16 protein-coding genes are annotated in these 20,643 nt (G+C 34.9%); 3 read left to right on the forward strand and 13 right to left on the reverse strand.

Going from position 1 to position 20,643, the window contains the following annotated elements:
* Positions 1 to 68: 68 nt before the first annotated feature.
* Together C1638_RS08640 and C1638_RS08645 are read right to left on the reverse strand one after the other, a co-directional pair.
* Positions 69 to 512 (reverse strand): SRPBCC family protein, encoded by a 444-nt coding sequence (locus C1638_RS08640; RefSeq protein ID WP_109620063.1) that lies wholly within the window; start codon positions 510 to 512, stop codon positions 69 to 71.
* A gap of 101 nt (positions 513 to 613) precedes the next feature.
* Complete coding sequence (locus tag C1638_RS08645; protein WP_109620065.1) at positions 614 to 1,396, reverse strand: AraC family transcriptional regulator; 783 nt, start codon at positions 1,394 to 1,396, stop codon at positions 614 to 616.
* Positions 1,397 to 1,471: 75 nt separating this feature from the next.
* Here C1638_RS08645 and C1638_RS08650 point away from each other — a divergent pair, with 75 nt between their 5' ends.
* Positions 1,472 to 2,617: an MFS transporter gene (locus C1638_RS08650; RefSeq protein WP_109620067.1), complete on the forward strand. Its 1,146-nt coding sequence runs from the start codon at positions 1,472 to 1,474 to the stop codon at positions 2,615 to 2,617.
* Here C1638_RS08650 and C1638_RS08655 read toward each other — a convergent pair whose 3' ends face one another.
* The 10 genes from C1638_RS08655 to rpsA all read right to left on the reverse strand — a co-directional run bounded on the left by C1638_RS08655 (position 2,618) and on the right by rpsA (position 16,266).
* Positions 2,618 to 3,109 (reverse strand): DUF3592 domain-containing protein, encoded by a 492-nt coding sequence (locus C1638_RS08655; RefSeq protein WP_109620069.1) that lies wholly within the window; start codon positions 3,107 to 3,109, stop codon positions 2,618 to 2,620.
* Between the two features lie 27 nt (positions 3,110 to 3,136).
* Positions 3,137 to 3,847 (reverse strand): hypothetical protein, encoded by a 711-nt coding sequence (locus C1638_RS08660; protein ID WP_109620071.1) that lies wholly within the window; start codon positions 3,845 to 3,847, stop codon positions 3,137 to 3,139.
* A 45-nt stretch (positions 3,848 to 3,892) separates the two neighbouring features.
* The gene (locus C1638_RS08665) at positions 3,893 to 4,687 is read right to left on the reverse strand and encodes a hypothetical protein (protein ID WP_123838361.1); all 795 of its coding nucleotides are present in this window, start codon (positions 4,685 to 4,687) and stop codon (positions 3,893 to 3,895) included.
* Positions 4,688 to 4,766: 79 nt separating this feature from the next.
* Entirely contained in the window at positions 4,767 to 7,583 is a 2,817-nt protein-coding gene (locus C1638_RS08670; RefSeq protein ID WP_109620075.1) for a hypothetical protein, read from the reverse strand.
* A 2-nt stretch (positions 7,584 to 7,585) separates the two neighbouring features.
* Positions 7,586 to 8,062, reverse strand: a complete 477-nt coding sequence (locus C1638_RS08675) for a DUF4280 domain-containing protein (protein WP_109620077.1) — start codon at positions 8,060 to 8,062, stop codon at positions 7,586 to 7,588.
* Between the two features lie 48 nt (positions 8,063 to 8,110).
* Entirely contained in the window at positions 8,111 to 9,100 is a 990-nt protein-coding gene (locus C1638_RS08680; protein ID WP_109620079.1) for a hypothetical protein, read from the reverse strand.
* 116 nt (positions 9,101 to 9,216) lie between these two features.
* Positions 9,217 to 10,212, reverse strand: a complete 996-nt coding sequence (locus C1638_RS08685; RefSeq protein ID WP_109620081.1) for an alpha/beta fold hydrolase — start codon at positions 10,210 to 10,212, stop codon at positions 9,217 to 9,219.
* An 84-nt stretch (positions 10,213 to 10,296) separates the two neighbouring features.
* Complete coding sequence (locus C1638_RS08690; protein ID WP_109620083.1) at positions 10,297 to 11,283, reverse strand: EamA family transporter; 987 nt, start codon at positions 11,281 to 11,283, stop codon at positions 10,297 to 10,299.
* Positions 11,284 to 11,411: 128 nt separating this feature from the next.
* Positions 11,412 to 14,048: a T9SS-dependent M36 family metallopeptidase gene (locus tag C1638_RS08695; RefSeq protein ID WP_228428087.1), complete on the reverse strand. Its 2,637-nt coding sequence runs from the start codon at positions 14,046 to 14,048 to the stop codon at positions 11,412 to 11,414.
* A gap of 427 nt (positions 14,049 to 14,475) precedes the next feature.
* Complete coding sequence (gene rpsA / locus C1638_RS08700) at positions 14,476 to 16,266, reverse strand: 30S ribosomal protein S1 (RefSeq protein ID WP_076353893.1); 1,791 nt, start codon at positions 16,264 to 16,266, stop codon at positions 14,476 to 14,478.
* A 388-nt stretch (positions 16,267 to 16,654) separates the two neighbouring features.
* Between rpsA and C1638_RS08705 the strand changes: the two genes are divergently transcribed.
* Complete coding sequence (locus tag C1638_RS08705) at positions 16,655 to 17,962, forward strand: DEAD/DEAH box helicase (RefSeq protein WP_109620086.1); 1,308 nt, start codon at positions 16,655 to 16,657, stop codon at positions 17,960 to 17,962.
* Positions 17,963 to 18,046: 84 nt separating this feature from the next.
* On the opposite strand, the gene C1638_RS08710 is transcribed toward C1638_RS08705, so the two are convergent.
* Positions 18,047 to 18,940, reverse strand: coding sequence for an SMP-30/gluconolactonase/LRE family protein (locus tag C1638_RS08710; protein ID WP_109620088.1), 894 nt, complete (start codon positions 18,938 to 18,940; stop codon positions 18,047 to 18,049).
* 257 nt (positions 18,941 to 19,197) lie between these two features.
* Between C1638_RS08710 and ccoG the strand changes: the two genes are divergently transcribed.
* The gene (ccoG, locus tag C1638_RS08715; RefSeq protein ID WP_109620090.1) at positions 19,198 to 20,640 is read left to right on the forward strand and encodes a cytochrome c oxidase accessory protein CcoG; all 1,443 of its coding nucleotides are present in this window, start codon (positions 19,198 to 19,200) and stop codon (positions 20,638 to 20,640) included.
* Positions 20,641 to 20,643: the final 3 nt, after the last annotated feature.

Consider the following 20,643-nt stretch of genomic DNA (forward strand, 5'->3'; position numbering starts at 1 on the left):
ACAATACATACAAAAAGAGACTGTTTACTTGTAAACAGTCTCTTTTCTTTTATATATATCTTAGCTTATTATTCTTTATATGGAATTCCTTTTCCTGTTTCCAGAAATAGTTTCAAACTATTGATAAACTGTATCCAGCCATTAGAGCATATGTCATAGCACTCAATAAGCGGATGCAAACCCATATGGGTAAGCGTCAGCAGAGTCATATTTTCTTTCTCCTCTATATCCCAAATCACGGTAGTACCAATCCATTCTGTTTGATTCTTCAGTTCAGGAATGGCAATCAACGAATCTTCAATATACCAGATAATCTTTGAATTGCTTTCGATCTCTTTTACTTGTATTGTCTTGTGAATATGATCACCAAACCGTACAGTAAATACCTCACCCGCTTTCCCAGATGCTCCTTTAAACATTTCAGACCACCAAAGAGGAACTTTGTGAGCCAGAGCATCATATACTTTATCTGGTTTAGCTTTTATGTCGATTGTATTGCTGTAATTATCCATAAAATGTATTCTGTTTGGTTATACAATTTTATGTCAATTATTTTTCAGACGTCTTTGCATAAGGCAAGAAATCCTTTAAAAATACATTACCTTATAAATTTCTATTCGTTTTTCATTAGATATTGCAATGGCGTAGATCCTGTATGTTTTTTGAAGAATTCTATAAATGCACTATCTGATGAAAAGTCCAGAATATGAGATACCTCTCCTATGGAGTTTCCCTCCACCAAAAGTTCAATAGATCTCTGAAGACGCCATTGCTGTCTCCATTCCTGATAAGACAGTCCGGTTTCTTTTTTAAAAATACGGGTTATTGTTTTTTCTACTACCCCAGTTTCCTCTGCTAGTTTTTTCAGCATAGGTGGGATAGATAGCCGTTTTGTCCATTCTTCTATTATATTCTTAAAACGTCTGTCCTGAGGCATATTAAGTTCTAATTTTTCTTCAGGCGCATCATCCATTTCATTCCAGAATACTTTTAAAATATTATCCTGATTCTTACTAAGAACATCCCAATCCCAGAAGCAGATTCTTTCAATAATCTCTTTCAACAATGGATTTACATGTAAAACCTTAAGGCTGGAATTCATGTGCTTTTCTGCATACTCCTCATCAAAATAAATGGATCTGTACGCTACTATATTTCGGAAATTCACCCGATGAACTTCATTGGCCGGAATCCAAAGCATTCTGAACGGAGGCAGCACAAACTGTTTATCTGATGTGGTAACCGTCATACAACCGGACGGAGCATACAGCAACTGCGCTTTGGTCGTATGGAAATGAAATCCGGAATCATGCATCACCATATCGGAAGCAATTCCAATTACTTTTTCCTGAAGAGAATCTGCATCAAATTCTTCATTTTGCCCAAGTATAGCCATGTCCTATTTTTGATGTTTTTTGTTTTTATATCATTATGAATATACACTAAAATTTTCAAAACTTTGCAGAAAAAAATGAAAAAGACAAACCCACTTTGGTTACTGACCCTGCTGGTAATGCTTCCTCAGTTTGTAGAAACCATCTACAGTCCTGTTTTACCAATGGTTCAGGAAAAATTTGAGGTGAATGAGGAATCTACTACATTAACCATCAGTTTATATTTTATAGCTTTCGCTCTGGGAGTTGCATTTTGGGGAGTACAATGTGACAGGATCGGAAGAAAAAGATCTTTGGAGTACGGATTGATCACTTACGGAATAGGAACTTTTGCTGCCGTTTTTGCCCCTAGCTTCATCGTTCTGCTTTCCGCAAGAATAGTTTCAGCTTTTGGAATTGCCGTAGGTTCAATTGTTACCCAGACCATCCTACGGGACACTTATGACAAGGACCACATCAATAAAGTATTTTCCTGGATAGGGATCGGCTTATCCATCAGCCCAATTATCGGAATGACCTCAGGCTCTGTACTTGCTTCAACTACAGGACATCAAGGTGTTTTTATCACTTTATATCTGCTTGCTATATTATTTTATATTCTTTCAAGAAAAAAGATCTCTGAAACCCGAGATTCAGGAAAAGAAATAAATATCCGTACTCTCTTCCATCTATTAAAAAGAATGCTTGGTGATCGGGAGATTATCAGATGCTGCTTACTTATTATGAGTTTTAATGTTCTGTTATTTTCGTATTATTCACTAGCTCCATTTATTTTTAAGGAGCAACAGTATTCATCCTATATTTTTGGATACAGCAGTATCATATTGGCTGCTGGTACTTTTACAGGAGCTAAACTTAACAGATTTTTGTTATTAAAAAGTATTTCGCCTAAAATTTTAGTTAACGGAAGTATAATAGGCGCATTTGTAGCTTCTACTTTTGTCTGGATAGTAATGGATTATGGAATCTATTTCTTAATCCCTTACTTTTTTATTGTTATGGCATTCAGTATGGCCATTCCTAATATTTTAAGCACTGCCTTACTTCATTATAAAAATGAAACGGGAAGCGCAGGTGCTTTACTGGGTCTCATTTATTATATATTGATAGGTATTGGACTGATAAGTATTGGATGGATTCAAAACCTGGGTATCTCATGTATTATCTTTTCCGGTATTGGTGTTTTGGCTTTATTGATTCAGTTAAAAAGGAAGGCCGTTTAACTATAAACGGTCTTTTCTTTTAAATAACAAGTCGATATAATATTTAAGGACAAACAATCCTATTCCTAATGGGATCATTGAAAAGCAAAGAATCATAAACGGCCAAAACCATAAATGCCAAAACCCACCACGAATGGCTTTTGACGGATTATCCTTGTCAAAATATACGATTACTTCATTGGACCACGCCTTATTGCTGGAGCTGTAATCTGCATAAAGCTCATGAGGCTGATTGGATGTATCATAGTATCTGATTATAGGAGAATACATTTTGGTATATCCGCCATCGTCGTCCTTTGACCAACTTTCTTCGTAGCCGGTAATGTTTCCTCCTGTTTTAATGCCATTGGAGACCAGCTCTATATGTCTGGAAAATTTACTGTAGCTATAATAAACTCCTCCCCCTCCCATTCCTAGAAATAAAAGCATAAATATAACAGAGAAAAAAACTACCCAAAAACTATCGCCTTTCTTTTCCTTATTGAATTTCATATCTGTATTTTAATGATCAATATATATTTATTTATTCTGAGAAATTAATTGCTTTTCCCTGATCATCATCATTAAAAAAGATAAGTTAAACGCCAGTAAAGCTGCCGGCACAAAGGATTCCTCAGTCTTTCCCGAAAAATAGATTCGTACTGCATATAAAATGATAAATATGGGTATTGAGATTTTAAAACTATTCATGATGAGGCTCAATCTATTAGCCACATTGAACATCATATCTTTTGCTTCATGCTTTAATTGATAATAGAGAAATAAAGTCAACAGTAAGCAAGGTATTAATATTTCAATATTCTTTATCATTACTTCATTAAGCCCTATTACCAGCTTAAAAAAGTCTCCAAAAGGAGATTTTAAGATCAAGACAATAAAAAGAGATCCTAAAATAAGAATTGCTGCCAACATAGATAAGAATGCTTTACGCTTATTCACTCCCTGGCTTTGCATATCTTCCAGATATTTCGAATACATTACTTTCAATCCTGCAATTTTTTCATTTTTACTATTCTTAATCTTATTGTACAATAGGTACAAGAATAAGACTTCTGCCTGAAAGAAATTGATTACAATGACTTTTTCAAACTCAAAAAAGGTTTCCCTATTCAAGGAAAACCATAGATCTATATAGGAGCTTATGAAAACATATACGATGGCATAAATCTGAAAAAACAGCAAGAAGTTTCTTCCTAAAAAACTTAAAATGCCCTGTATTCTACTTGTCAAAGTTTACGTATTTAAATGCTGTAATTTGTATTGAAAAATAATCGACTATAAGATAATTTCTAAAGGAGAATTTTTGTTTTTTCTATAAAATAATATATACTCCATAAATGCTTCTTTCTCATCCTGATTATCAATAAATACCCCCGGGGCATCGTCTTTCTTTTGAAGACCAACTAGTTTTCCGTTTCCATAAAATACGAGTTTATAATTTTCTAATGGAAATAGCTTCACTTTATCATTTTCAATACCCGAAACATAGGAGTTTTCAGCTTGCCCTCTCTGTTCTTTTGTATAGTACATTGATGCAAAGGTATTATCTTGTCTCAATTTTGTAAGTTCTTTATATTTAGCCAGATCAGCATTTTTAAATGCATCTGTATATTCTATATATTTTTTTCCCAATTCCTTTAAGATCACTGCCTGATCTTCTTTTGTAAGATCTACACCTTGTTTCCAATCTGTTAATTCATAGGGAACATTTGCAACAAATGATTTTTCCATGGCAAAACTTCCTGAGTTTTTGGGGTCAACAGGAGGTGTTTTATAAGAAAACTTGGTTTGTCTTTCTCTAGCTTCTCCTTTGGGATATTCATCCACTGTTAAGGATACTTCAGCTCCGGAAGGAAGCGGTTTTCCCTCTGCAACTGAAATCATTTTCATAGAAATTCTTTGCTCTCCACTTTTCGGGATAAAGCTATTAACAGGTAATCTAAATGCTGTTGCACCAACATTATAATGAAAATAGACAGGAACATCATTAATATAAATTTCAAAATAACAACCACGGGCATCAATTGCTAATTCATACATGGGCTGATTGGTGTCAATTTTTTTTTCCATTTCTATTTCTTTGGTATTAGATTTTTTTGTACATCCGAAACTTACTATCATAATTAAAAAAATTACGCAGTAAATTACTTTATTTGCTATCCTTTTCGTCATCCGTATATATTTTTTCTGGACCATACCATATATCTTTTTCTAATAGTTTGTGTACATTATTATGTTTTACATCTCCTTTTTGGTTAGAAACAACTTCGTCGTTGTTGTACACTGTTTTCTTTCTTCTTGTAATGGAAGAGTAAACTTCTAATTTTGCTTCTGCACCCAGGAATGTAACTGTTACATTTTTAAACATTCCTTTCTTATCAGAGTCCCATTCTTCCTTATATTCTACGCCTGCGCCAAGAGAAGCTTTTATTTTTAATTCTTCCTGAGTTTCATAGGTTATGCCATCTCTTACAATTGTTGAAATCAGTGCAGTTCCCTCATAATTTACTCCTGCTTCAAGACTGGCATTAACTGTAATGGTAAACTCTCTTTTCAGTTTTTCATCCCATCCATCCAAATTGTGATAGCCAATAGAGATACTTCCTGCTACTTCTGCCGTAAATACGAAATTAAAGAAAATATCTAAACCTTTAACGGTATATTCTAATGCCTTAATGATTAATTCTACTGCTTTACCAATCCATCCAAATTTCCCTACTATAGGTACTAAATCTACTGTAATTCCAAAAGCAATAAAAGGTTTCAATGCTACTCCTCCCTCAATTCTCCATCCTACTTGTCCTAGATATTCTGCTTTTTTTGCTACTTCATGTTTCCATTTTAAAGCAATGGCCACATTTGGTGGATCAATGGTGAAATCAAACTTCTTTAATACTCCTTTTTTATAGGCAGCAGATTGTGTTACATCCTCATTTGTTCCATCAAAAATTTCTGATTTCTCATAAACAGCATTGAACGTGCCTATTACTTTTTTTATAGACTTTTCTATTTTATAACCGGCTTCGTAATCTTTACCGCTTGTAGAAGCTTTTAATGTAAAATCAGCCCCTACTTTTCCTTCTGTTTCTGCTTCAACACTTAACTCTTTCCTTACATACTTGAACCCAAACTGTCCATGATAACCTCTTAAATTTTCTCTTGTAGCTTGAAATTTGAATGTTGTTTTTTTCCATAAAGGAACAGCAATAAGAGCCGCTAGTTCCCATTCAATATCTGGAAATATTTTTACGCTGGCAATTTGATTTGGATATCGGCATGTACTGACTGGTAAAAAATAGGTTTGTGAGTTGCCTGAAGATAAAATAAAATACTTTAGTGTCCACAAAGAATTCACCGCTTCATTAGCATACTTACTATTTGCATAGGCCTGTACACTTTCAAAAGCCGTTTTATTATACACATATTTCAGCATTAGGGTAATCTTCTCATTGCTGTCTATCTTGTAATCAACTCCCTCTCGCCATTGCTGGGCCACTCCTGCATTATATGAGCTGTTTGTTTTTACAACATCTGTGTCATTCTCATTTTCTTTAGTAGTAGCAACTCCTGCATTTTTCTGTTGTTCCTGATGGGTGGCATCTGTACGTCTTACATAGTCATTTCCATTCTTTAAAGCGGCATACACCTTATCAACCTGAAAAACATTCTTTTTCTCAGAATGCTTCTGCCCCTGATCTAACAGCAACCCCTGACAAAAAGTATCCTGAGTGGTAAGCTGATCCAGGGTAATGGAAATATTCTTTCGGGTATCTCCGGTTATAATAGCAAAGCTTTGTTTGGTCTTATCTATTGCCCCTACAGCTGCTGTTTCATCAAATATGACAAATGATGCTCTATCTTTATCATCCTCATCTTTTAGCGTAATCTTTGAATAGCCGCATGGGTCAAACTCTCTTTTTTGATACTCAACATCCCCAATATATTGGATCATGTTATTTTTCTCCTGTTCAATACGCTCAAGATAATGATCCATCAGTTCTTCAGAAACGATAAATCTACTGGAAATAGATTTTTTATTATCTATATCTTTTAAACCCAGTATTTCAGGATCATATTGTACGAGATCGGTTGTTGGATCATCTGCATAATTTTTATAATTAACTCTTTCTTCTTTCTGATTAGTTCCATAAATCACTCCGGGCTCTTCCCAATATTTATAAACTTCTATTACAACAGTGAAGTTTTTCTTTGTTAGCTGGTTTTTCTTCCATTCAATATCTATTGGAAAATTAAGATTGATGTAAGAATTCCAATTATCTCCACTTACACCATTTGCTATATTATATACTCTGGGCTCTTTCCAAAGGTTATTATCTTCAAAATCATCCGTTTCTTTAAGGCCTTTTGCAATATCTTCTTCTAATAAATATAATTTTGCTTTGTATTTATTCTTCTTATCCAAATTATAGGCATGCAGCATGATCTGCAATGAAACATTTTCTCCATAGCGTTTTACCTCCTCACTTTTTGTAAAATAAGCAAAGGATATCTGAGGCTTATCCACCGGAATAATATAAAAATAAAATCCTGTTCCCGGACTTTCAGTAAAAAGTTCAACCCTCTGTTTATATCCATAATAATAGCTATAGCTTTCCGGTTTAAAAATAATTTTACTCCCTTGTTTATATTTGGTACCCAGACCATATTTAGCTACATTATCTGTACCTCCACTAAGAGGTCCCCATAAGTTTTCAGAGATATCTTCCTGTTTTGCTTTTTCTAGTTTCTGGAAGAAAAACTCATAAATAAAAGCCCATCGGGCCTTACTCACTGTTTCCTTAGGGTTCTTGGTTTTTCCGCCAACACATCTTTCATCAACACTAAACTCGTTATTATTATTTGTATATAATATAAAGGTTCCTCCCTTAGACACAGAGAATAACTTGTCATTTTCTTTCCAGTAACAACCTTGTAACCCAACTTTATTTTCAATATTTTCTGCCATAATTATTCAGCATTTAGAAATTTGTAAGGGTCTTTTTTGTCAAGGTTTTTCATATCCATCATTGGGTTCACATGTGACTGCAGCTCACTGTCAGCTTTCTCAATGTTCTTTTTCGTGGGTTCTCCCATTTGCCCTGTCTTGATGATGGTGATGCAGTCGGTGCCGCCTATTGGGCAGGTAGCTTTACTGTCTTCCAGTAAAATATAACCTCCGGGTGGATCGTAGAGTTCTTTTTCATAATAACCGCTCCACTGTGTAACAACAGCAGAACAAGGGGTATTATTCTTTTTGGCGCATGAACCGAAAGTATTCTTTTCAAAAGTAGCTCCAATATCTTTATGAGTAGCTGCCAGTTTACTGCTGCTCTCATGGTCATTCACATAATATTTGGTTTGCGTAAGTACCTTTAGCTTATCTGGTGCAGTGCCAAAATTGCATTTGCAGAGTGCTCCCTGTACTACTTTTTCTTTTAGTGACATTTTGGTGTGTTTTGGTAAAAATAAACCTTTTTATTGAACTGGTGGTTTCTACCAGTCATTTTCTATTCTTTCGAAATTATCAAATCCCCACTTATTGGGAGGCAACTTTACCAAACCTCCTGTAATAAAGGGACTGCTCTCATCCAGTACTTTATTTTTGTACTCATCTACCCCAATCTGGTATTGGGTATACTGTATTTTTTTAATAAAACTTTTCACTCCTCTTCTATCCTTGGAAAACACTTCAAAATAGGCTCTTGTATGCATGGGAAAATGATGATACAGATCATGATCAAAAATTACTTTTAATGTCATGAATAAAGGATTTCCCCTGGTATGACCTTTGGGATAAAAGTAATCGGGAGCCAATATTTCCAGGCTTTCAAATTCTATCACAAAAGAATGGTAATCTGTAGGAAATTTGTTGATGGTCTGTATTCCTGAAAACTTCAATGGCTCCTGATACGGAATAACAGCAAGATATAAATCTCTAGCTACGCTTCTGGCATCTCCGTAATGGATAAATTTAGGATGGAAAAACAGATTCCAATACCAATCATAACGTAGGCTCTGCTCAATAAAGGTTTTATTTTGAAGTTTCTTTTCAAAGTTGACAAAAAATTCATCCAAATCACCACTGCTATATTTTTCGGATAACTTTGACTTCTGAACATTCCATCTTTCTACAATTTTGCTGTAATTGGTAATTTCACCTGTTCCTGTTCCTTTTTCATTCAGATCTATTTCAACAGGATAAACCGTTGCTGATAAGGCAGAGGAAATGATCTCGCTGACCTGATCTGCCTCATGCTGATTGTAAAATATATCTTCTTTATTGAGACTTAGCGCACCCTTACCATATTCTATATTTAGATGGGCTGTTACCGTATAATCTATTCTTTTGGATGGATTTTCTTCATTACCAGAAAAGTATTTCACAGACACACCATATCTTCTCTGTTGAAGTCCAGAGGGCTTTATTTTGATGGTATTCAGCCTGCCTAATATTTCTTTTTTGGATAATCTTATTTCTGACATTATTAACTCCTTGTGTTTCTACATCCTCAAAGTTAATAAATTTCTATTTTATCTCATTCTTTTGAAAAATAAATACAAAGAGTAACTTAATATTGTCTATTTGCTATTTAAATTAACTATTTAATAAAATTATATAAAGCGTCAAAAAATTTAGAATAGACTTCTATATGAGGAAGATGGCCTACGTTTTCAAGTTCTACCAATTGAGAGCCTGCAATTTCATGTTGGGTTTTCTTCCCAAGCTCTTGATATTGTCCCATTTTAGGTTGAAGCTCTTTCGGTGCTCTATCCTTTCCTATAGCTGTTCTGTCCCTTGTTCCAATGATAAGTAAGGTGGGCGTTTTTATATTTTTAAATTCATAGCAAACAGGTTGATTATAGATCATATCAGTGGTAAGAGCAGCATCCCACGCTACCTGCGGATAATCCTTGTGAAGAGTCCATCCTGCAATCAGATCAAGCCATGGTTGGTATTCTTCTTTCCATTTATTATCATAGTAGAATTTTAACTGGTAGTTTTTATAAGTTTCCGCTGTATTTTTAAGCTCAGACTGGTAGGCCTGATCTATATTTTGGTATCCTGCAAAAGTTTTATAATCTTCCAGTCCAATTGGATTTTCCAAGATAAGTTTCTGAACTCTTTCCGGATAAAGCAATGCAAATCTTGTGGCAACCATTCCTCCCATTGAATGACCTAAAACTATAGTTTTTTCGATCTTCAATTCATCCAAAATAGATCTTGTATTTTCAGCCAGCTGTGAAAAGGAAAACTGATAGTTGTGAGGTTTTGAAGATTTTCCAAACCCGATCTGATCGGGAATAATCACCCTGAATCCTTTTGCGCATAAGTCTTTGGCCGTTCTTTCCCAATAAGCCCCATTAAAGTTTTTTCCATGAAGAAGCATGATGGTTTTCCCATTAGGCTTTTGTGGTTTCACATCCATATAAGCCATCTTCAAATTATTATCCTGAGATTTCAAATCTAAAAAATGAACCTCAAAAGGATATTGATAGTCTGAAAGCATTGCATCCAAAGGCTTTATTTGCGAATATATAAAACCCGGTGCAGCTGCTAATAGTATTGCCGCCACTACATTTCTGAAATACTTCATGGAATTTTCTTTAAGTTCCTAAAATTAAAAAAACCGCTCCAAAGGGAACGGTTTTCAACTGTTATTTTTAGTTAAATATTTTTTCTAAGATAATTCTGCCATTGAAACTTCTTTCTCCTTTTTGGACGGAAGGTTCATTAATACAATAGCAAAAAGGATCAAAATAATCCCTACCCATTGTATTAAAAGTACTTTCTCACCCAATAAAACGAAAGCCATCGTTACAGAAACCGGAAGTTCGAGCGATGAAACAATACTTCCCAGACCTAACCCTGCATTCGGGAAACCAATATTGAATAAAATTGGAGGGATGATCGTTCCAAACAGTGCTAAAACAAATCCATAGGTAAGGAAAATAGAATAATTAAAAGGGTGAATATGCTCTGTATTGTCTGTAAAATTCAGATAAAATGTTTTTAATCCATCAAAATACATCGGTCCTATCTGTGCAAAGAATAAAAATGCAAAAACAACAATGGAACCACCTGTCAGCATAATAAGGCTCTTTCTAAACACAGGCAGATGTGTAGCCAATGTGTTTGAGGTAAACATTGTTAATGTATATGAAGCGGCTGCCATCAGTCCCCAAAATACTCCATGCCAATCCAGCTCTATATCCATATTGATAAGATTGGTTGCCAAGATTGTTCCTGCCAATACAATAACTACAGAAACCACTTTTCTTGTATTAGGCAGCTTTTTGGTCAGAATACTTTCCACCACTACACTAAACCATACCGACTGCATCAGCAATACAATAGCAATGGAAACATTGATATATTGCACCGCGATATAATAAAACAAACTTGTTCCACCCAATGAAGTTCCTGCAAGCATAAGCATTCTTAGCTCCTTGGAATTTGGCAGTGATAATTTCTGCTTTGAGGTTAACGTTTGGATAAAATTCAGGATCAAAAGCCCTGCAAGACCTAATACGAATTGGGATGTAGTAACTTCAGAGGTTGTAAAACCATCATGATAAGCCATTTTCACAAAAGTGGCCAACATACCGTATATACTAGCTCCAATCCCTACAAATAAAACACCTTTTAGTATATTTTTCTTCTTCATAATTTTTTTAACAGCCTGCAAAGTTACGACATATAAATTAAAATGCCTTAAGGAGTAACTATGATAGATAAATAAAATCGCCACAAGCAGTGCTTGTGGCGATTTTTAAAATTGATTATATAAGCTAATTATTTTTTAACAATCACTTTTGAATTTGCTTCAAAACCAAGTCCTTTCACTTTTACCATATAGGTACCGTTAACTAAACGGTTTGTAGAAATTGCTTTTTTAGCTTCCGGTGAAATTTTATCTTCAGAAGATACTAGTTTACCAGACATATCATAAAGTTCTACGCTTACTTTACCAAGAGTCTTACTTGGGAATGTAATATAAAACTCGTCTCTTGCAGGGTTTGGATAGATAGAAATTTTGTTGTCTTTGGCAGCTGAAACTTCATCGGTAGCTAGTAAACAGTCTGCAGGTACATTAAAGCTCTGCTCCTGATCATTAATATTTGTTTTTACACCAGCTGAAGCCCCCAGACCCAGACCTCTTTTTGCAAACACTCCCCAGATCATACATCTATCCTGTCCGTTAGTTTTTGCCTGATCTGCAGCCAATATTGCATCTCTACCCTCAACAAAGCTAGGATTACAAGGCTGAAGTTTCAATGCATCTGTAACCAATTGCAATACTCTTGTACTTCCGTTTGTAGTATTAGACAATACATCTGAAGAATAGCCATATTTCTCAACATACTTCCAGTGAAGATCCCATAGCATTGTAGCCCAAACGAAACCAATAGAGTGTACATCCGGAACTAAAACATTATTTGTATTAAGATATTCCATTCCGTTGGTATTTCCATAGGTATAAGCATTAACAGCAAAACTCGGAGAGTATTTTTTAGGTCTTATACCATCCCCATCAATTCCTTCTCCTCCTGCGTAAGTACCCATACCTCTTGCTACTGTAGCATTATCTCCTAACTTATTGGTTAGCATTAGAGCGAAGAAATCAGACCATCCTTCTCCCATTTGCTCTTTACTTGCACTTGAACTTAGACATCCATATCCTGTTCCTGTCAGTCTGTTGGATATTCCGTGACCATATTCGTGGATTACAATTCCGTTATCGAAACTTCCATCCGGAGTTTTATTACCTTTTAATGTAACATTTACTGTTGTACTTCCAGCAAGCTGAGTTTTTATATATTCTCCTTCAGCATTGGTAATAAGTACTGAAGAAATCGTAATAGTTGGATCATCTCCAGACATATTACTCAAAGTAGCACCATTGACTGCATTGTTATAAATAACAACTGCCTTAGCACCAGCATTCTGAAGATTTTTTGTTTTAATAGCAAATGCACAGTTCCCTCTTTCAACCAAACCGATTTTCTCAGTAAGAGATGCTGCCGGTAAAGCAGTACATCCATCTAAGACAGGTGATAACATTACATCACCTGTAATTCCGGCCATAGGTAAAGCTGGTCCAAATTGTGCAGTTCCTGTTCCTGGTGCACGAGGAATAGCCGCAGCTGGTGCATTATAATAAAATGCTCTTCCTACAGGTGACCAAAGGTACATCTGCATTCTAGGATTACCTCCATCCGCAGGGGTACCAAAGTTGGCATTATTAAGTCCTCCTCCATCTTGAGATTCTGCATATACTGAATCATCATCTCCTACTCCCACTGGAGTTTTTCCAAAATTATTCTGTTGGAAATTTCTTGCAGTCTCTGTAAATCCAAACTGATAAAAAACATCGTGGATTCTATTATTCAGATAAAATAAATTAGTGATCGCTGCATTTCTGTTATTAACAGGAGTTCCATTGATATCAAAAGGAAAATCAAAATTTCTGGTTGCTCCACCCTCTGCAGGAGTTCCTGGTAAATAGTCTGGTGGTATAGTTAAGGCTGTTCCTGCAACATCTTCGTAGGCAAAAACATTATTTCCTCTTGTAACCGTGTATGTATTTATTCCATCAGAATGCCATCCCTCAGGAGATGCATTAAGAATCCAAGGGTTAGTAATGATTGATCTCGATCCAAATGTAGGAGCTTCTATAGGCAAAGGAAGCACATTATAAGTAGCGTTATCAGGAGCAAACAATGCAAGATTGCTACTTGCAACATTGTTTTGTGGTCCAATATTCACATTTGCAAAATGATTGGAATGATCGTGTCCTGGGTCTGAAGAATAGGCGTCAGGATGGAAAGCACATGATACCGTTAAGTTACTCTTATCCAGAATTTTCCCATTATTAGCATCAACTACGATTAACCAATGATTCGGAGATTTTGGCTCCATCACAGTATATTCGTAAGCCAAACGCAGATCTCCGTTAGCATCATTTGTATAAACCAGTCTTTGCTTTGCTGATCCGGGTCTGTTCTCAGACTTTTCAGAACGTTCTAAAATGGTGAAATTAGCAATTTCCGGTTTCTTCAAATCTTCTGCGATCTTTTGAAGAGCAGTTGCTTTATTGATGGCTGCAGTAGCTGGTGTTGATTTCGAATAATCCTTTACAAAATTATCTACATAGTACACAACCTTATTATCCCGAATAAGCGCAGTTGCTGAAGTGCTATATACTGGTAAACCATTATAAAGCTGTACAAACTTCACTACATTTCCATTCAATGATTTTGAATAATCAACATTATCTAAAATAATATTGTTAAGATCAGACTTCTTATATTCTCTAATTTTATTTTGAGAAATATAATCTTTAACGAGCCTTTCATTATCTTGTCCAAACAATAACGTTGGAAAAGCAGAAAATACGGCAAACAAAAGAGGTAGAGTTTTATTTTTCATATCCATTATTAAAGCCGCTAATCTACAAATAATTAATAAATAAAAGTGTTTTTAATTAACTTAAATTTAAAAATAAATTAATAAAATTACCAAACAAATGTTTAAGTATTATTTAATATTTCACAATCATAAGAAGAGAAATTCAATAGTATGCCTACAATAGGATGTTTAGCTACAATTCTGAATTTATTTATTTGCTTAACTTCTAATATTTCTACCCAAGAAAAAGTTTAAGTTTTGATAATGTTTCATTTAAGTTTCAAGACGCTTTTCAAATCTTTACACTCATTTCAAGTTTAAAATTCTGAATGTTGGGTTACAAATCTACCTGTAAATGATAGCTATTCCATAGATTAACTTTCTTACAATAAAAAACAAAAAAAAGCCGCTCAAATGAGCGGCTCCCTATTTATAAATGGTTTAAGGATTATTTACCTTCTTCCATTTTTCTTTTCAACTCTGCTAATGCATCAATGTCTCCAAGAGTAGATCTTTCTTCGTTGTTAGAAGAAGAAGATACGTTTCTAGAAGAAGATTCTTTAACGTTTTTCTTTTCTTCGTCTCTGAAGATACCTGTGTGAGAAACTACAACTCTCTTGAATTCTTTGTTGAATTCAATTACTTTGAATTGAGCATCTTCACCTTTCTTGATTTTAGATCCATCTTCTTTCTCTAATAATCTTGAAGGACAGAAAGCTTCAACCTCAGCATCTTCGAATTGTACAGAAGCTCCTTTATCGTGAACTTCTACAGCTTTACCAGCGTGGATAGTTCCTTCAGCATATTTAGTTTCGAATTTATCCCATGGGTTTTCAGTCAATTGCTTGTGACCTAGAGATAATCTTCTAGCTTGGATATCTAATTCAAGAACTACAACATCTAATTTATCACCTACTGCACAGAACTCAGATGGGTGCTTGATTTTCTTAGTCCAAGAAAGATCAGAGATGTAGATTAATCCGTCGATACCTTCTTCTAACTCTACGAATACACCAAAGTTAGTGAAGTTTCTTACAGTTCCTACATGCTGAGATCCTACAGGATACTTAGTTTCGATGTTTTCCCATGGATCTTTAGACAATTGCTTGATACCAAGAGAAATTTTTCTTTCTTCTCTATCTAAAGTTAATACTTCAGCTTCTACTTCATCACCTACTTTTACGAAATCTCCAGCAGATCTTAAGTGAGTAGACCAAGACATTTCAGAAACGTGGATTAATCCTTCTACACCTGGAGCGATTTCTACGAATGCACCATAGTCAGCAAGAACTACTACTTTTCCTTTTACTTTGTCTCCAACTTTCATGTCAGCAGAAAGAGCATCCCAAGGATGAGCTTCTAATTGCTTCATACCTAATTGGATTCTTGTTTTCTCATCATCGAAATCAAGGATTACAACTTTTACAGTCTGTCCGTCCTCTAGGATTTCAGATGGGTGGTTCACTCTAGACCAAGAAAGGTCTGTAATGTGGATCAATCCATCTACACCTCCTAAGTCAATGAATACACCGTAAGAAGTAATATTCTTAACAGTACCTTCAAGAACCTGACCTTTTTCAAGTTGAGCGATGATTTCTTTTTTCTGACCTTCGATATCTGCTTCGATCAATGCTTTGTGAGATACAACTACGTTTTTGAACTCAGGGTTGATTTTCACAACTTTGAACTCCATAGTTTTTCCTACGAACTGATCGTAATCTTTAATTGGCTTAACGTCAATTTGAGAACCAGGTAAGAATGCTTCGATTCCGTGAACGTCAACGATCATACCACCTTTAGTTCTAGATTTAACAAAACCGTTAACGATTTCTCCAGTTTCGTGAAGTTCGTTTACTTTATCCCAAGCTTTAAGCGTTCTAGCTTTTCTGTGAGATAATTGTAATTGACCAGTTTTGTCTTCTCTCTTGTCAACCATTACTTCTACCTCGTCACCTACTTTTAGGCCTTGGTTGTAACGGAATTCGTTTAGAGAGATAACTCCTTCAGATTTGAAGTTGATGTCTACGATAGCTTCTTTATCAGTTAATCTTACAACTCTACCAACTAAAACGTCATTATCGTTTAGGCTGTTAAGAGATCCGTTATAGATTTCTTCTAAATCACTTTTTTCTTTTCTCGCATCTGCATCAAGACCTGATTCAAATGAATCCCAATCAAATTGTTCTGGAGTTACGTTTTGGTTTAATAAAACCTCTGCTGAATTTGTCTCTTTTGACATTTTCTAATAAAATTTGTATTCCTTCTTTTTTAACGGTTTGAATAAATGCGGATTAAAAAATACGGAAGTAATTAATTATAAGTATTTTACTCATCAAACCTTTTCGCCACAAAAGTGGATGCAAAGGTATAATTTTTATTTGAGATAACCAAAGATTTTCTATTTATGAAATTACTCCATAAATAACTGAAAGTCAACACATACTATTAGATCAACCAAGAAACAAGGAGCAAGATACCGTATACCATTCATCAGATTTTTCACCCTTTAAATGTTATTTTAATACCTAATATATATAGGATATGAAATAAAGTCGTACTAATTTATACAACCCATTACCTGTCACTACTATCTGCAACCTACCACCTAAAATCATTATCTTTGCACCATGGAACTACAATCAATTTATCAAAAACTGCAGATTCAGGATATGAATCAGATGCAAAAATCTACCTATAAAGCTACAGAAAACCAACAAGACGTTGTTCTGCTCTCTCCTACAGGATCAGGGAAAACACTCGCATTTTTATTTCCTGTTCTTAGAAATCTGAAAAAAGACACTTCAGGAATTCAGGCTTTAATTTTAGTTCCTGCAAGAGAACTAGCCCTACAGATTGAACAGGTTTTCAAAGCCATGGGATCAGACTTTAAGGTTTCCGTATGCTATGGTGGACATGATAAAAAGATTGAGGTTAATAATTTAATTGAAGCTCCTGCAGTTTTAATAGGAACTCCGGGAAGGGTTGTTTATCATTTAAGAAATAATAATTTTGATCCGAAAACAATTCAGACTTTAGTTCTTGATGAATTCGATAAGGCTTTAGAATTAGGCTTCCATGAAGATATGGAATATATTTCCAATTCTCTGAAAGGATTATCACAACGCATTCTTACTTCTGCAACAACGATGGATGAAATTCCAAAGTTTACCGGCCTAAAAAATGAAAAACTTGTTGATTTTCTAAAATTAAGTGAAGTAAAACCAGATATTCAATTGCGAAAAGTAATGACTATTTCTGAAGAGAAACTAGACACCCTTTTTAATTTGATCTGTAAAATAGGAAACAAAAGAACACTGATTTTCTGTAATCACCGTGAAGCTGTTGACAGGATCTCTGAACTTCTACGTGAAAAAGGAATTGATAGAGAAACATTTCATGGCGGAATGGAACAAGATGAAAGAGAGCGCGCCTTACTGAAATTCAGAAATGATTCTGCAAGGATTTTAATCACAACAGATCTGGCTTCAAGAGGATTAGACGTTCCTGAAGTTGAATCTATTGTTCATTATCAGCTACCTCCAAAAGAAGATGCTTTCATCCATAGAAATGGGCGTACTGCCAGAATGAATGCAAAAGGTTTTGCTTACCTGATCATGACTGCGGAAGAAAATTTCCCATTCATCAAAAACAATACTCCTGAAGAAAGTGTTGCAGGATTCAATAAAGCTCCTGAGAAAACACCTTTTCAAACCATTTATATCAGTGCCGGAAAAAAAGATAAGGTAAACAAGGTTGACATTGTAGGATACCTCCTTAAAAAAGGAGAACTACAGAAAGAAGATGTTGGCGTTATTGAAGTGAAAGATACGACCTCTTATGTAGCGGTTTCAAGAAATAAAGTGAATGCTCTTTTAAGAAAACTTCAGAATGAAAAACTGAAAGGCAAGAAAATAAAAATGGAAGTTGCTTATTAAAACTACAGCAATATCTTTATATATCACAAAAGCCACAAAATGTTTAAACACTTTGTGGCTTTTGTGATATATATTTCAACCTATTTACTTCACTCCTCTTACTTTAGTCGGAAAAGTATAAACAGACTTTGAAGCAGTAATGAATAAGACATCATTATTTTCTCCTCCAAAAGTTACATTAGACGTCCATTTTTCAGGGATAGAAATGTGATAAATTTTCTTTCCGGAACGGTCAAAAACAGATACTCCATCTCCGGTTAAATAAAGATTTCCATGCTTATCCAGAGTCATTCCATCTGAACCCATTTCACAGAATAGCTTTTTATCCGATAACTTTCCCTCTCCTAAAATATCATAAACATAAGTTTTTCCTGCGTCAATATCTGAAACGTATAGTTTTTTCAGGGTTTCACTTCCTACAATTCCATTGGGTTGTGTGAATGTTTCCAACTTCGTAATCTTACCGGCTTTATTTCTGTAATAGAGACTTTTATTTGGGATCTCCTGCTTAAAATCTACCCAATATTCTCTCTCATATAAAGGATCTGTAAAATACATTCCTCCAAAGGAATCATTCCAAACATCATTGGGCCCGTTGAGTCTTTTTCCCTCAAAGCCTTTAAACAAAACTTCTACTTTTTTATCCTTTGATATTTTCCAGATTTCCCCATGGTCATCTGAACAGGTAATTAGAAAATCATCCTTATCAAAATGGGTTCCGTTGGCACGTCCCGTTTTGTCTAAAAACTCTATTACCTTATTGGTTTTCCAGTCCCAATAATAGATTTTATCGTTGGGTTGATCCGTAAAATAGACATTCCCTTCTTTATCCGTTGATGGACCTTCTGTAAAGCTAAACTTATCCGAAACCATTTCCGGTTTTACTCCTCCATAAAACATTTTACTACTTTTTACTGATTGGCAGTTTACTAATGCGAAAACCAAACCAATCAGTCCTATTTTACAGATATTCTTCATACTTCATTTTTAAGCCTGCAATTTACGACATGCTTAATGGGTTTCAAAAATATTTTCTCATTTTGAAATATTAATCCGTTCAACAACCAATGTCCCAATTGTCCTATTTTTGAAGTAGATCATATTAGTAGTTTATCAATATAATTCAGAGCTTTGCAGTAACAGAATCAGTAAGTTTTTTTTATCTAGAAAAAGTTGTAAAAACAAGACTGATCTGGATGAAAAATATTACCAAAATACTTTTATAGCATACGATAATGAGCGCAGAGTCCAACAACACCAAATCCTTGGAAATTGAAAATGAAGATTTCAGAAATTCAGTGGGAACAATGGATGAGAATGGAAAAAGAAAATGGATATTCCCCAGAAAACCCAAAGGTAAATACACCAATTACAGAAATTACACCAGCTATGCTTTACTTGCTTTATTCTTTGTATTGCCTTTTGTAAAAATCAATAATAATCCTTTTCTGCTCATTAATGTTATTGATGGGAGGTTCTTTATCTTTGGGCAGTCTTTTTATCTACAGGACTTTTTTATTCTTGCATTAGGAGCTGTAACGTCGGTAATCTTCGTGATGTTGTTTACTGTGGTTTTCGGAAGAATATTCTGTGGCTGGCTTTGTCCACAAACCTTATTTATGGAAATGGTATTCCGTAAGATAGAATATTGGATCGAAGGAGACCGAAACAAGCAGATGAAACTGGAAAGACAGGAATGGGATGCTGAAAAAATAAGAAAAAGATTAACAAAATGGTCTGTTTTTCTTTTGATCTCACTCATCATTTCTCACTTCATGTTTATGTACATTGTAGGGTATGAAGACGTTTTTCGTATTATGGCACAAGGCCCGACTGAAAATTCCCTTAAGTTTACAGCCATGATATTTTTTACCATGACATTCTATTTTGTATTTGCATGGCTTCGTGAGCAGGTTTGTACTTTGGTCTGCCCGTACGGAAGACTTCAAGGGGTACTTATCGACAAGCAGACGATTAATGTATATTATGACTTTAAAAGAGGAGAAAACCGTTCAAAATGGAGAAATAATGAAGACAGAAAGGCCACAGGAAAAGGTGACTGTATTGATTGTAACCAATGTGTTGTAGTATGCCCTACCGGAATTGATATCAGACACGGACAGCAATTGGAATGCGTTAACTGTACCGCATGTATTGATGCCTGCGATGAAGTAATGGAAAAAGTAGGGATGCCTAAAGGTCTTATCCGATACGCAACGGAAGCTGAAATTGAAAATCGTGAGAAATTCAGTTTTACGCCAAGAATGAAAGCTACCACATTAATTCTAGCTCTACTGATAGGATTCCTTGGATTTTTAATGTATGACCGTGGATCTATGGAAGCTAAGTTCATTAAGCCTGCAGGCTCTACATTCTTTATTAAAAATGGTAAAATCACCAATACTTTTATCTACACTCTTCTGAATAAATCTAATGAGAAAAAGGTATTGACAATTAAAGTCGTTAGTCCTGAAGATGCAGAGATTACCTATTTTGGTTCTGAAAAAATTATTTTGAAAGGAGATCAGATCCTGAAAGGAAATATCAATATCTCTTTCCCCGAAGAAAAAATTAAATTCTCTAAGCAAAATATGGTCATTGGTGTTTTTGACGAACAGGGAAAACTGGTGGATTCGTTTGAAACTACTTTTGAAGGGCCATTTAAATTAGTACTATAGACC

Origin of the sequence: Chryseobacterium oncorhynchi (assembly GCF_002899895.1) — a bacterium.
Lineage (GTDB): Bacteria > Bacteroidota > Bacteroidia > Flavobacteriales > Weeksellaceae > Chryseobacterium > Chryseobacterium oncorhynchi.

What these genes read in the sequence shown, in the direction of transcription:
- C1638_RS08645 (WP_109620065.1), bottom strand. Translation starts at nt 1,396, where the DNA reads ATGGCTATACTTGGGCAAAATGAAGAATTTGATGCAGATTCTCTTCAG.
- C1638_RS08685 (WP_109620081.1), bottom strand. Translation starts at nt 10,212, where the DNA reads ATGAAGTATTTCAGAAATGTAGTGGCGGCAATACTATTAGCAGCTGCA.
- C1638_RS08680 (WP_109620079.1), bottom strand. Translation starts at nt 9,100, where the DNA reads ATGTCAGAAATAAGATTATCCAAAAAAGAAATATTAGGCAGGCTGAAT.
- C1638_RS08705 (WP_109620086.1), top strand. Translation starts at nt 16,655, where the DNA reads ATGGAACTACAATCAATTTATCAAAAACTGCAGATTCAGGATATGAAT.
- C1638_RS08650 (WP_109620067.1), top strand. Translation starts at nt 1,472, where the DNA reads ATGAAAAAGACAAACCCACTTTGGTTACTGACCCTGCTGGTAATGCTT.
- C1638_RS08675 (WP_109620077.1), bottom strand. Translation starts at nt 8,062, where the DNA reads ATGTCACTAAAAGAAAAAGTAGTACAGGGAGCACTCTGCAAATGCAAT.
- C1638_RS08690 (WP_109620083.1), bottom strand. Translation starts at nt 11,283, where the DNA reads ATGAAGAAGAAAAATATACTAAAAGGTGTTTTATTTGTAGGGATTGGA.
- C1638_RS08670 (WP_109620075.1), bottom strand. Translation starts at nt 7,583, where the DNA reads ATGGCAGAAAATATTGAAAATAAAGTTGGGTTACAAGGTTGTTACTGG.
- rpsA (WP_076353893.1), bottom strand. Translation starts at nt 16,266, where the DNA reads ATGTCAAAAGAGACAAATTCAGCAGAGGTTTTATTAAACCAAAACGTA.
- ccoG (WP_109620090.1), top strand. Translation starts at nt 19,198, where the DNA reads ATGAGCGCAGAGTCCAACAACACCAAATCCTTGGAAATTGAAAATGAA.
- C1638_RS08655 (WP_109620069.1), bottom strand. Translation starts at nt 3,109, where the DNA reads ATGAAATTCAATAAGGAAAAGAAAGGCGATAGTTTTTGGGTAGTTTTT.
- C1638_RS08710 (WP_109620088.1), bottom strand. Translation starts at nt 18,940, where the DNA reads ATGAAGAATATCTGTAAAATAGGACTGATTGGTTTGGTTTTCGCATTA.
- C1638_RS08640 (WP_109620063.1), bottom strand. Translation starts at nt 512, where the DNA reads ATGGATAATTACAGCAATACAATCGACATAAAAGCTAAACCAGATAAA.
- C1638_RS08665 (WP_123838361.1), bottom strand. Translation starts at nt 4,687, where the DNA reads ATGGAAAAAAAAATTGACACCAATCAGCCCATGTATGAATTAGCAATT.
- C1638_RS08695 (WP_228428087.1), bottom strand. Translation starts at nt 14,048, where the DNA reads ATGAAAAATAAAACTCTACCTCTTTTGTTTGCCGTATTTTCTGCTTTT.